A 13,540-nucleotide genomic window follows, 5' to 3' on the forward strand; every position below is an offset into this window, starting at 1 on the left:
ATATATTTTTTCTTAAACTCAATTAAAAAACTAACCTTTTAATTCATTCCAACGCTTAGCGATAAACGCGCTCGTTTCTAACGGCACCCTCAAAGGATACACTTCATCATTGAGAATGCGTTGGATTTCTTGCTGCAACTCTGGGGCGTTTTTTTCTTCAATCTCAAAAATCAATTCGTCATGCACTTGCAAAAGCAGCCTCACTGAAGGGTTATTTTTGAAACGCTCGCTCACTTTGAGCATGCCTAATTTCAATAAATCGCTGGCACTCCCTTGAAAAATCGCATTCACGCCCTCTCGCAAATAATTGCCCTTAACATAGTCATTCACTCCATTAAAATCAAACACCCGATAACGCCCAAGCAAAGTAAAAGCTTTAGAAGTTTTTAAAATCTCTTCTTTCATGCCATTTAGATAATCTTTAATGCTAGGGAATCGTTTGAAATACGCTTCTATGTAACTTTTAGCCTCACTTAAAGGGATGTTTAAAGTTTCGCTCAATTTCTTACTCCCCATGCCATACACCAGCCCAAAATTAATGCTTTTAGCGATGGATCGTTTTTCTTTGGCTAAATCTCCACCAAACAACGCCTTAGAAGTTTCTAAATGGATGTCTCGCCCCTTTAAAAACGCCTCCATTAAATCCTTATCCTGGCTGAAATGGGCTAACAAGCGCAATTCAATCTGCGAATAATCCACCCCTAACAAACAATATTCTTTAGAGCTAGCGATAAAGCCCTTACGAATGAGTAAGCCTTTAGGCGATCGCACCGGGATATTTTGCAAATTAGGCGAATGCGAGCTTAAACGCCCGGTAGCTGTGCCGGTTTGGATGAAAGTGGTATGGATTTTATCGTCTTTGTCTTTTAAGCGCAATAAGGGGGTGGTATAAGTGTTAAAAAGCTTATTCAATTCCCTGTATTCTAAAATCAAAGGGATGCTTGGGTGCTTGTCTAGGATTTTTAACAAATTTTTTTCATCGGTAGAATGGCTTTTATTTTTAGGAAGCCCTAATTTTTCATACAAGACTTCGCTAAGTTGTTTGGGCGAATTGAGGTTAAAATCCACGCCGATTAGATCCAAAATCTGGCGCTCTAAAACATGCAATTCGTTCTTAAACTCCTGCTCTAAGCGCTTGAAATAAGGCGCATCAATCTTAAAGCCTTGAAATTCCATGCCCATTAAAACTTTCACAAACGGCGTTTCAACTTCTCTAGCCAAAGCAAGCAAGTTTTCTTCCAATCCCCCTTTTTCAAAATACTCGCACAAACGCTTTAAAGCGTTTAATTCCATATCCAATTGCTCTAATTTTTCCACCTTACTTTTAGTCTTAAAATCTTTGATTTTTTCATGCGGAATCAATTCTTCTTTTAAATATTCCTTTAAAACTTCATCAAACCCCACTTTTTCCGGATTTTTTAAAAACGCTAAAATTTGAGTGTCTTGGATGCGGATGTTTTCCAAAGACACCTGGTATTTGGCTTTTAAAAAGCTTAACAAGGGTTTTAAATCATGCCCAATGATTCTCGCATGCTGTAAGATTTGAGAAAAAGCGTTTTGCAAAAACTCCAAAGAAAAGGGCGAAAATAACGCCTCTTCTAAAGGTAAAAAATAGCCTTGATCCTCATATAAAAACGCTAGGGCCAGAACTTTTTTGTCTTTATTTAACACCAAACGCACAAAAACCCTAGCGTTAGGATTTTTTAATTTTTCTAAAAACATGCTCAAAGGCTCAGCGCTTTCCAAAACAATCATGCTTGATTTTGTAGGGGCGTTGTCTAAGGCGGAGGCGTTGTCTAAAATTAAAGGCGTAGAGAAATTTTCTAAATCCCTTAAAGTAGAAATGAAACCATATTCTTTCAGTTCGTCTTTAATTTTCAATAAGGGGTTTTCGCTAGGAAAAGCGCAACTCAAAAAATCAAATTCCTTAATACACCCTCTTTCTAAAGTGGCTAATTCTTTGCTTAAAAACGCGCTCTCTTTATCTTGTATGAGGGCTTGATACATTTTAGGGCTGAGTAAATTTTTCGCCAAGTCTAAATTTTCATAGATTTTTTCCAAACTCCCTAACCGCTGCAACAATTCCTTAGCGTTCTTGCTCCCAATGCCTTTAACCCCCTTGTAATTATCGCTGCTATCCCCCACAATGCCCTGATAATCCGTGAATTGACTCGGCAAAATCCCGTATTTTTCCACGCAATCCTTCGCCAAAAACTCCGTTTTGCCATCAAAAAGCGCGATTTTATCGCTCAAAAGCTGGTTAAAATCCTTATCTTTAGAATAAATGCGGGTTTTATAAGGGCTTAGCGTGGCTAGAGTGGCGATCACATCATCGGCTTCAAACCCTCCCACCTCCACGCAAGTAAAACCCATTTTTTGCAACCATTCTAAGGCGATAGGGATTTGTAAAAGCATCTCTTTAGGGGCGTCTTTACGATTTTGTTTGTATTCGCCTAATTTTTCGGCTCTTTTGGTTTTAGTCTGGCTTTCTAGGGCGAACACGATAAAAGGCATGTTTTTTCGGTCTTTATAAAATTTTTTAACCATGCCCACAAGCCCCGTTAAAAGCCCCGTAGGAAAGCCCTTGTTATTCGTTAAAGGCTTATTTTTAGCGCTCATGTAATAGCTTCTAAACAAATACGCAAAAGTATCAATTAAAGCTAAAGTCCCTTCTTTAATGACTGGCTGCTCCATGATTCAACCCTCTTCAATCAAGCGAATTTTAAGTTTATTGTAACACAAGCTGGACCTCATCTATTTCAAAATAACGAGTCTTTTTGAACGGGCGTTTCTTGACTGATAATTTCTTTTGTGGCTTGGATTTTAGCACCGCAGTATTGAGCCACGCCTTGAATGGTTTGTTTCATCATGGCGTTGATTAGGGTGCGCATGAAATCAAAATCAATATCCTCAAGGGTTTGAGTGTTAGCGGTGGGTTTTAGGGGTAGTTGGATTTTTTGCTCCCTAAAAGTTTTATCAATATCCCTAACCAATACACTCAATAAAGGGCGTTTTAAGGCGTTTAAAAGCGTTGTGAAATAGTGGGCTGTGTGCGAATTAATTTTATTTTTGATTTCAGCTTTTGGCGTGATTTTTCGCATGAATTGTCCCGCATACCATGACTTTTTGCGATAGAAAAAATCCATTTGCAAAAGCCCTAAACTCCAAGTAAATGGTGGGTTTAAATTTTCTGCATTGACAAATCCTGTGGTTTGCAAAACGCCTTGATTTTGCGAAGTCCTTGTAATATAATCATAATCTTCTCCTTGCATTAAAGCGTCTTTATTAAAGCTTAAGGTTTTTTCAATTTCAAACAAATCCCCCAATTTGAAGTGTTGCCATGTTAAGCCGCATGGGGTATTACCCCCCCCCAGAATGGTTGCCGTTGAAAACGTTAAGGGCGTTTTCTTCATCGCTAGAAAGGGTGGTGTTTTCTAACCCTGTAGCTTTTAAATAAGCCTCAAGTTCGGCGAGCCGACACTGCTCAAGTTCGGCGAGCCGACACTGCTCAAGTTCGGCTATGAATTTTTCCATGAAAATAAAATCAATATCCTCAAGGGTTTGAGTTTTAGCGGTGGGTTTTAGGGGTAGAGAAATTAACTCGTTTTTAACTTTATTCCAACTCGCTTTATTTTCATAACTAAATTTTAGTTTAATAGCTTTATAAATACAAGGCGTAAAAAATAATAGCGTTTCTCTTGTTGGCGTGAATTTTGGTTTTATTAAATAGGCGTTATAAAGAACTCCTGTTTTAAGGGGTTGTGGATAAACATTTGCGGTTGAAACTGCCCCATCATTGACAATATCAATTGTCATTTCTGCACTTTCAAAATCGCTTGACCTACCATAATACATAATTCCATTATCACCATTTTTAGCATTGACAAGAGGTAAATCAAACTCGCTCGTTTGGACTTTTGAAATATCCTTTTGCTTATTAAAGATTTTTTTCTTAAACTTTAAGTCTAATTTTCCAAACAAATCCCCTAGTTTGAACTCGCCCCACTTAATAGTGTTGAGTTGGCTACTAAGGGGGCCAATCACTTTGGGGGCGTTTGGTTTTTTAAAATCAAGCCCACTTCATAAGAAAGGTAATCGGCTATCGTTCTTTTAAAATCCTCTAATTCGGGTTTGGTGTCGTTCTTTTGGTGGGCTTCAAAATTAAAGTCTTTAGCATGCTTATTTTCGCACGGCTTAGCGATAAAGTCTTCAATATAGATCGTTTCTAAAGCGCCCCACAGCTCTTTAGAAACTTGAGCGTTTAAGCCGGCTTTGTAAATTTTAATGATTTCTTCGTAGCGTTTGGTGGGGTTAGAGGTTTCATTTAAGCCTCTTTTGGTGCGTTTGAAGCCGTCGTTTCTAAAGTCTATGAATTTAACGGGCTTTTCATAGTCGTGCGGCTCATGGGCTTTAAAAATATAGACGCTCGTTTGCACCCCGGCTTGAGGCATGAATAAATCGGTGGGCATTTTAACGCTCGCTAAAAGCGAATGCTTTTTTAAAATTTCAACATTGGATTTTAACGCTTGCCCGCTTCCTGCGCTATCTTGGATAATGATCGCGCCTAAACCACCTTTTTGCATGTGCTCTAACCCGAACTTGATAAAAGGCATGCCGTTTTCTTCGTAGCTAAAAGGAGGGTTTAATAAAAGGATATTGGGCTTGAAATCTTCATAAATCTTTTTACTGGTTTCAAAAGTGTTGCCTTTGATGATCAAGCTTGAGCCATCGCCTCTTAAAATCATGTTAGTGGTGGCTAGCGAAAACATTTCAGCGTTAAGCTCCACGCCTAAAAGCTGCGTGGTTTTCATGCTCTTGATTTTTTCATTCGCTTTAGTGGTGTTTTTACCATAGGTTTTTTCAATGTCTTCAATCATTAGCACCATAGAAGAAATTAAAAAGCCCGCGCTCCCTGCGGCCAAATCCATTACAAAGGATTTCGCATTAACCCCTAAAAGTTCGCTCATCATTTTAGTTACATAAGGTGGGGTTAAAACAATGCCTAATTCCTTACCATCCCCTAAAGCGTATTTTAAAAATTCGCTATAAAGTTCGCCCATGATGTCTAAATGACCGGTATTGTCGCTTTCATTAATGGGCTTATGGACAAACTCATAAAGAAAAGTAAAAATTTGCTTGGTGATGCTTGAATCTTTTTCTAAAAGCATGCTTATGGCTTTATCCAGACTCGTTTCTTTATCGCGCTGTGGGTCTTTACTGATTTCTTTAAAACTGGCGAGCATGAGATCTCGTTTTTCTTCGCTCAAGTTTTTGGTTTTCAAAAATTCGCTGATTTGGTTAAACACTAAAACGCCATCACGACTAGTGTCGGTTATTTCGCCTTTTAAATCGCTTGGTTTTAAGCCCCCTTTTTTGCCCTTAATTTCTTGCATGGACAAAAGCATGCCGCTCACGTATAGCACGCGCTGAGGCGCGGTGATGTTGTGGTTATGCATCAGGCGGTTGAGTTTTTTAGCGGTTTCGTTCAACTCGGCTTTGGTTTTGATTAAGATGAGATGCTTTTCTTCTTCAGTGAGCGTGCATTCTTTATAAAAAGCGTTAAATGATTCTTGATTTTCTAAAAAATGCAAGTTTTTTGTATTAGTGAGCTTGTGCGAATTGATCCCGCTCGCAAAAACGTAATACACTTCTATCAAAAGGTGTTCTTCATCATCGCCGGCGATGCCTATGGCGATGCATTCTTTATATTTTTCTTTGTCCCTTAGGATGTTTTGAGCGTAATGTAAAGCCCCATTCACGGCGAATTTTGAAATGGAATGATCATCGTTTTGCAACGCGCTGTTTTTGAGCTTTTTCAAATTTTTAGCGTAGAGTTTGTTTTCTATGATTACAGGGATAACGCTCCCTTTATTTTTTGGGTGCGTGTATTTTTCTAAGCTGAAATCTGGCTCGCCATAAGAAGTTTTATCTTTGGTTTTACTCGCATTCAAAAGAGCGTTTTTAAGGCTAGGACTCATTTGGCTTTTAACATTAAAATCCGTATTTTTCATAAGCCCTAAATTAATCAATTCTTTTTTGACATAGTCATCAACATCATCTTCTAACCGAAAAGCTTGCATATTTTTATCCTTTTAAAAAATAAAATTATAACTCATTCATCCGCGCTGCAAAGCGCGATCGCAAAGTGCGCTTTAATGTTTAAAGCTTTAAGGTATTTTAGGGCTTCTTTTAGGGTGGTGCCGGTGGTAATAATATCATCTAATAAAAAATAATCTAAATTCTCATCGCCTTTGAAAATGAAATCCCGTGGGTTGTTAGCGCGAAATTCCAGGCTTTTCCCGGCATACGAAATAGTATTTGTGGCTCTTAAAGTCCCATAAGTGGGCTTTAAATTGCCTTGACAAAAGCCTTTTAAAAGCGCGGCGGAATGCGAGTAAAAGGATTTGATTTTATCATCAATGGCGATGCCATAAAGGGGGATATTCAAACCCTGTTCTTGTAAAATTCTCACAAATTCCGCACCGGCTTTTTGAGAAAGCAAGGGCAAAATGCGAGAGCCAATCAGCGCATATTTGCTTTTAATGAGCTCTTCTATTTCGCTATAAGCGTAAAAACTATACACGCTCACGCCCTCTAAAACCCTTACTTTTAAGCTTAAGGGCAGATCGTTTAGACAATTTGGGCAAAGGGGCTTAAAAGAAAGCTTCAAACAAGTTAAACAACGCATTTTATAAAAGCGGTGATTTGCTCGTGCAAGTTTTTAACACTTTCTTTAGCGTTTAGTTCCAAAACTTCGCACCCGAATTTTTCTCTTAGTGCATAAGCGTGAGTTTTGAGCTTTTGCTGGATGGTGAGTAATTTTTCTGTGCCTTGGTTTTCTATTTTGTCTAAACTTTTAAGGCTTAAGCGCTGTTTTAAATTCTCTTTGTCTATCACTAAAAGAATGATTTTTTCAGGCAAGATGCTTTGAGTGGCAAGCAGGTTTAATTCCAAGCTTGAAAATTGGCTATAAGCCATGCCAGAGATCAAACTCCTGTCGCTAATGATGAGCTTTTTTTCTTTCAATGCCGGTTTGATCACGCTTTCTACATGCTCAGCCCTATCGCTTAAGAATAAAAACGCTCTAGCCAATTCGCTGATATTTTCATTCAAAGCGATATGCCTTAAACTCTCGCCTATTTTTGTCCCCCCTGGCTCTTTGGTAAAAAGGGCGTTTTTAAACCTGGTTTTTAATAATTCTACTTGAGTGCTTTTTCCCGCGCCATCAACGCCTTCTAACACCACATACATTTTAAACCTTTGAAATCAAAGGATAAATTTCTTTAGGCACTAAATGGCTCGCATCGCCCTTATGCGCGATAATGGATCGCACGATAGAAGAGCTAATAAACGCGTTTTGTAAAGTGGGCATGAAATACAAGGTTTCTAATTCGTGATTTAAGGATTTGTTCGCATAGCCCATTTGCAATTCGTATTCAAAATCGCTCACCACCCTTAAGCCCCTAACTAACACTTTACAATGGTATTCTTTAGCCAGATTGGCTAACAGCCCTTCAAACGCCACGCATTCTACATTTTTAAAACTTTTAGTGGCGAGTTGCATCATTTTTAAGCGCTCTTTTAAACTGAACATAGGGTTTTTAGCGCTTGAATGCGCCACAGCGACAATGAGCTTTTCAAACAATTCGCTAGAGCGGTGGATAATATCTATATGCCCGTTAGTGACCGGATCAAAAGTGCCCGGGTAAATGCCGATTTTTTGCATCAGTTCATTCCCCATCGTGGGTATAAGTCATTTTCTATCCCTAAGCTATCAAACCACTTCCCCACTAAAAAATCCTGCATCGCTTCTAAAGTCTTGCTCTGGGTGTAATAAGTCATCATCGGCGGTGCGATGATCGCATTAGAATGGGCGAGTTTGAGCAAATTTTCTAACATGATAGCGCTTAAGGGCATTTCTCTAGGGGCAATGAGTAAGGGGCGCTTTTCTTTAAGCATGACAGACGCACTCCTAGAGATCAAATCCCCCCCAAAGCCATGCGCGATTTTAGCCACCATGTCCATGCTCGCTGGAATGATCGCCATTTTATGGATACCATAACTCCCTGATGCGATGCTCGCATGGATGTCTTGCTCGTTGAAAAAAGTCGCGCTGGGCCGTAAGTCTTTCATGGCGTTTTTAAGGTTGATATTCGATTCTTCTAACGCCACGACATGTGCGTTTTTAGACGCCACGACAAAAACTTCAATTTCTTTGGGTAATTTTTCTAAAAACCGCAAGGCTAGGGGTATCCCGCTCGCCCCGCTGATGCCTAAAACTAATTTCATGAATATCCTTTATAAGATTTGCGCTTTAGAGCTGCTCAACACTTTCGCTTTTAAGATTTTATTGCTTTCTAAATTCTTCGCTTGAATGATTTGATTGAGCGCGCCATTTTCTAGGGCTTTTAGGCTTATTTCTATGCTGATTTGCCCCTCTTCATACACCCCGGTGATGATGTCGTTTTTACGCACGATGATTAAAGCTTGGGTTTTATCCATGCTTAAAAGCGTGTCAGGGGGGATAAAATGTTTCGCGCTCACTTTATCAATCGTGCCCTCTAATAAGGGGTTAGAAAGCGCGCCAAACGAAATGCGCTCTTTTTTGGTGTTGTTAGTGGTGATGTTTTCATCTTTTTTGATCGCGCTAGCGCTTTTAAAAGCCTGCATGCTGCCTATCACGCTATAACGCACCGGTAGGCGTAAATTAGGCTCATTTTCCAATCTTAAAAACACGACCCCATCTTTTTTAAACTTATTGGAAGCGTTTAATTCATAGCTTAAAATGGAAGCGTTAGAAAAGCGCTCTGGGATTTCTAAGTTAATGGTTTCAATTTCTAATTTTAAGTCTTTGTATTCTTTAAGGTAAGCTTCTTTAATCTCTGCTTTAAGCGCGTTTGAATCTAGGGCGAAGAGCGCGTTTAAACTTATCAAAAAAAGGGTTAAAATTTTCAAAACCCGTTATCCACTTTTTCTACAAATTTTTCTGAGATTTTATCATAGACATTCCCTCCGCAATTGATTTTCAAGCACAAACCGCTCAAGCCTTTTTCTACGCCTAAAACCCTACCGGTGCCAAAAATCTTATGTTTGATCAAATCCCCCACTTTAATGGGCGCGTTTTTTTGGTGATTTTGTTTAGTTTGTTTAGGGGTTTGATCGCTTTGGAGCAGCTTGGCTTCTTCTAAAAACACAGAGGGCGAGCAAGAAATTTTCCTCCCAAAATACGAACGCTCTTTGACATAAGAGAGCTGTAATTCTTCTTTAGCCCTAGTGATTGCCACATAAGCCAAGCGCCTTTCTTCTTCCAAATCGCTTTCTTGATTGAACCCCCTATGCGGGAAAAACCCTTCTTCTAACCCGATCACAAACACATGCTTAAACTCTAAGCCCTTACTCATATGCACGCTCATGCAGCTCACTTTTTGCGCGTTTTCTGTATTATGGACATCTAACACGCTTTCATTCAAAAAATCCAGTAAAGAATGCGTGGGGTTAGTTTTAAAATGCTCTTTCACTAAACTTAAAAGCTCTTTAACAAAACCCTCTCTCTCTTCGTAATTGTCTTCTTTTTCATAGCTTTTTAAAAGGTTAGTCTCTTCTAAAAACCGCTCGTAAAACTTCTCTACTGAAATTTCAAAAGCCTCCCTTAATCGCGCTATCATGGCCATGAATTTCTTTAAAGCGTATTCGTTTTTAGGGTTTAGTTTGTCTTTAAACGCTTCAAGTTTTAGCGCTTCTTCTAAATTCAAATCCTCCTCATCTAAAAGAGAAAAAATCAATTCTTGAGTGATCTTGCCAAGGCCTCTTGGGGGCTTGTTTAAAACGCGCTTGATAAAAAAGCGATCGTCTTTTTTAGCCACTGCATGCATGAACGCCAAAGCATCTTTAACCTCCGCTCTTTCATAGAAACTCACCGCCCCAATAAGCCTATAAGGGATATTCAAGGCGTTCAAACTCTCTTCAATGCTGCGGCTAAGCCCATTTAAGCGATACAAAATAGCGATATTTTCTAAATTTTCGCCCTTCTTTAAAAGGGCTTTGATTTGATAAGCCACATCTAAGCTCTCTTCTTTTTGCGTCAAATATTCTTTACAAATAACGCTTTTATGCGATCCTTTAAAACTTTGGAGCGTTTTAATATGGCGGTGTTGGTTGTGGCTAATGAGGGCGTTAGCGCATTCTAAAATTTCAGCGCTAGAACGGTAGTTAGTTTCTAATTTCACCACTTTAGCCCCCTTAAAATGCTTGGAAAAATTTAAAATATTAGAAATATCCGCTCCCCTAAAACCATAAATGCTTTGATCGTCATCGCCCACCACGCACAAATTATGGTGCGTGAAACTCAATTGTTTTAAAAACTCCAATTGTAAGGCGTTCGTGTCTTGATACTCATCTACCATAATATAATAATAGCGTTCGCTAACCTCTTTGGCGAGTTTTTCATTATCTTGTAAAACCTTAAGGCTTAAACAAAGCAAATCGTCAAAATCCACTAAATTGTCTTTTTTGAGCGCGTTTTGATAAAGCTCATACGCTTTATAACATTCGCTATCTTGCGCGCTCAAATCCATCATGCCGTTTTTGATTTGAGAAATATTGGCTCTAAAGTTTGAAATTTTGAGCTGTTTGCACAGCGTTTTGACTTCATCGCTATCTAGCACCGAAAAATCGCACGCTCTTTTTAAAAGGTTCATGTGTTGCCTTAAAAACAGCAAACCAAAACGATGGAAAGTGCAAAGCAAGGGGGGGATAAACGCTTGATTGTTCAATAATTTCAAAGCCCTTTCTTGCATTTCTTTACTCGCTTTATTGGTGAAAGTGAGCGTTAAAGTGTTTTCGCTAGGCACACCACAAGCGCCAATCAAATACGCCAAACGGCTCGTTAAAGTCTTAGTCTTGCCGCTCCCAGCTCCCGCTAAAATCAACAAAGGCCCTTGAATGTGGCTTGCAGCGATTTTTTGCGCATCATTTAAATTGTCTAAAATGCTTTTTTCAAAACCCATTATTCTAAAAACTCGCCCTTTTCTTCTTGGTTCAAACGCTCTTTTAAAAGGTTGGTATCAATTTCAAAATCAAAATAAGGCGAAGAAAAATCAGAGGTTTTAATGACTAAAAAATGGTTTAGTGCTGATTTCAAGTCCCCTTTTCTTTGATACAACAACCCTAAAGCGTAACGGATATTTTCATTATTCGGATCGTCTAATTTCCCAAGCTCTAGCCATAAAGCGGCGTTATTGTAATTATTCTGCGCGATATAAGTCAAACCCGCTAGGATTTTTAAACGCACCTCATTGTCCTTAAGCCCGCTAATTAAGTTTTGATACAACGCGATCGCTTTTTCATACTGGCCTTGAAACAAACTCACTAGCGCTAAATTTTCTAACCAATCGTTAGGGGCTTCGCCCTCTTCTAAACTGACGATTTTTTGCTCTAATAATCTTTCTTGATGATCCAAATCATTGACCATAAATCCCATGTAAGTGTAGAAATGACGCCCCAAAATGGGTCCTTGCATGGTTTGATCCCAGCTGATTTTACGCGAATCTAAAAGGGTGTAAATGCTTAAAGTGTGCCGGATGCTCGCATCATAATACGAAACGATTTCATAAAAAATATTAGAGATGAGATCTTTAGGGAGCATTTTTTTTAAATTCCCAAAAGATTGCACCATCAATTTTTTATCCTTGCTCTCTTTAGCAAACACCGCTTCTAGCGCGTAATAAAAAGGGAGCTTTTTAGGGGCGTTTTTAAGCCAGTCCATATCCCAATTGGTGCGGTAATTCAAATAAGCGATGAGCGAAGAGAGTAAAGCTTTTTGCGTAGGGCTAGAAAAATCCTGACTATAAAAATTCTCTGTGATTTCTCTTAAAAACTCCGTGGTGTCTTCGTGGGTGAAATGCGAGGCTAAAATCGCAAAAACCGCGCTCAAATAATCCGCAGAGTTTAAATGAAAAGCCCTTAAAAAATGGAAATAGGCTTTGTGGTAATTTTCCAATTGCGCATAAATCAAGCCCGTATTATAATGGAGGAGCGCGTTATTGGGGCTATTTTTTAAAGACAAATCAAAAAAAGCAAGGGCTTTTTTTAAGCGCTTGTTTTCTAAGGCTTTCAACCCTTTGAGCGCGTTTTTATCCGCTATCGCCATCAAACGCCCCCTTTTAAAAGCAAGGCTTGCCCCCTCTAAATCCTTTTGTGCATCAGAGTCTAAAAGAAACAGCCCTTCTTCAATCACGCCTAAGGTTTCTTTAGAGTCTAAAACCTTAAAAGGAGCGTAATAAAAGAGCAAGCGGTAGATAAAATCCCTTTTGCCTTCAAAATATTGCGTGTTCCAAAAACGCTCTTTGGCTCTTTCTTTGTCTAAAAAAACAGGGTTTATCGTGGGCTTGATGGGGTAAAAAGAGTTGGCTAGCGCGCTATCTTCTTTGGTGTGGCTGGCTAATTTTAAGGCTTCGCTCGCTTTAAGGGTGTCGCCTTTTTTCAAGCTCACCAATTCCAAAGCCATTAAAGCGTTTAAATCTTTAGGGTAGTTGTGCAAATAATGCTGCAAATGCTCCAAAGCCTGCTTGTAATGGCCTAAACGGGCTTGCAAAAGTCCTAAAGCGAGCTCATCTTGGGCGTTCGCGCTTTTTTGTAATTGCTTGTAAGCGTTCGTTTCATCTTTAAACATCAAAAACAATTTAGACGCTAAGCGTGCGTTAGGCTTTAAAAAAGCGCTGGAATTAGGGTGCATTAAGGGTGAAAGGGCTTCAAAATACTCCCCAGCGTAATAAGATTTGAGCGCGTAAGCGTAGGAATAAAAAGACTTTTTATAGTCTTTATACAAAGTGTCTCTCACAATTTTTAGATAATGATAATACAAATCCTCATCTTGCAAATGATAAGCGCTCACTAACGCATCAATCGCGCTCACGCTCGCATTTTCTTTAGAAGCGATGCTAGAATCAAACAAATCCAACGCCCCGTTAAAATCCTTTTCTTTAAACTTAATCACCCCTAAATTATGGCTCGCAATCCCTTGCGAAAAAGAAGCGGCTTTGTCAAACAGGTGTAAGGCTTCATCTTTTTGCCCTTGCTCATACAAAAGGCTCGCTTTTTTCATGATCGCATCCACTTGATTTTCATCGTTTCGTTTGAGGGAGTCCTTGCCGATTAAATCGGGTAAGTCTAAATTCTCTATTTGCCCCTCGGCTTGTGCGTTGTTAGCGTTGTTGGTGTCGTTAGGCGTTTCGTTATTGGTGGTGGCGGTATTAGTTTGTAAAGAAGTTTGTTTATTTTCTTTTTTATGCCCTAGTAACAAACTCAAAGCCACAATGAGTGCGATGAGTGAAAGCAATATCCCAAGCGCGATATAAAGCTTTTTTTTATTGCGTGAAAGCTGTTTAAAAAACTCTTTAGAGCTTTTGATTTTATTAATCGTCTGCTCCAAAGCCTGCTTCAAAGAGGGGATTTTAGAATGAATGCCCTTTAGGGGGGTTTCTTTTTCGTTTTTGTTTTCGCCCCCTTTTTCTTCTAATGAATTTTGCTCTTCATTCAGCAC

At 39.1% G+C, this 13,540-nt stretch carries 9 protein-coding genes and 1 pseudogene; all 10 read right to left on the reverse strand.

Annotated elements, in window-relative coordinates; genetic code table 11:
- Positions 1-30: 30 nt before the first annotated feature.
- A complete protein-coding gene (polA, locus tag QT76_RS04085; protein WP_033616700.1) occupies positions 31-2,694 on the reverse strand; it encodes a DNA polymerase I in 2,664 nt (887 codons plus the stop codon).
- 65 nt (positions 2,695-2,759) lie between these two features.
- A pseudogene (locus QT76_RS08715) lies at positions 2,760-4,044 on the reverse strand (restriction endonuclease subunit S).
- The gene (locus tag QT76_RS04100) at positions 4,041-6,080 is read right to left on the reverse strand and encodes an HsdM family class I SAM-dependent methyltransferase (protein WP_033616702.1); all 2,040 of its coding nucleotides are present in this window, start codon (positions 6,078-6,080) and stop codon (positions 4,041-4,043) included. The pseudogene QT76_RS08715 and the gene QT76_RS04100 overlap by 4 nt, the downstream one beginning before the upstream one ends.
- Before the next feature lie 32 nt (positions 6,081-6,112).
- Complete coding sequence (locus QT76_RS04105) at positions 6,113-6,688, reverse strand: ComF family protein (protein WP_033616703.1); 576 nt, start codon at positions 6,686-6,688, stop codon at positions 6,113-6,115.
- Complete coding sequence (tmk, locus tag QT76_RS04110; protein ID WP_033616704.1) at positions 6,676-7,251, reverse strand: dTMP kinase; 576 nt, start codon at positions 7,249-7,251, stop codon at positions 6,676-6,678. Before tmk ends, QT76_RS04105 begins: the two co-directional genes overlap by 13 nt.
- Before the next feature lies 1 nt (position 7,252).
- Positions 7,253-7,726, reverse strand: coding sequence for a pantetheine-phosphate adenylyltransferase (gene coaD, locus QT76_RS04115; RefSeq protein ID WP_001169276.1), 474 nt, complete (start codon positions 7,724-7,726; stop codon positions 7,253-7,255).
- Complete coding sequence (locus QT76_RS04120) at positions 7,726-8,289, reverse strand: UbiX family flavin prenyltransferase (RefSeq protein ID WP_000780111.1); 564 nt, start codon at positions 8,287-8,289, stop codon at positions 7,726-7,728. Before QT76_RS04120 ends, coaD begins: the two co-directional genes overlap by 1 nt.
- A 9-nt stretch (positions 8,290-8,298) precedes the next feature.
- On the reverse strand, positions 8,299-8,955 hold the full coding sequence (flgA, locus tag QT76_RS04125) for a flagellar basal body P-ring formation chaperone FlgA (protein ID WP_033616705.1): 657 nt from the start codon (positions 8,953-8,955) through the stop codon (positions 8,299-8,301).
- On the reverse strand, positions 8,952-11,006 hold the full coding sequence (gene uvrD / locus QT76_RS04130; RefSeq protein WP_033616707.1) for a DNA helicase UvrD: 2,055 nt from the start codon (positions 11,004-11,006) through the stop codon (positions 8,952-8,954). The genes flgA and uvrD overlap by 4 nt, the downstream gene beginning before the upstream one ends.
- Entirely contained in the window at positions 11,006-13,540 is a 2,535-nt protein-coding gene (locus QT76_RS04135; RefSeq protein WP_033616708.1) for a tetratricopeptide repeat protein, read from the reverse strand. Before QT76_RS04135 ends, uvrD begins: the two co-directional genes overlap by 1 nt.

Origin of the sequence: Helicobacter pylori SA37A (assembly GCF_000476015.1) — a bacterium.
Taxonomy (GTDB): Bacteria; Campylobacterota; Campylobacteria; order Campylobacterales; family Helicobacteraceae; genus Helicobacter; species Helicobacter pylori_DB.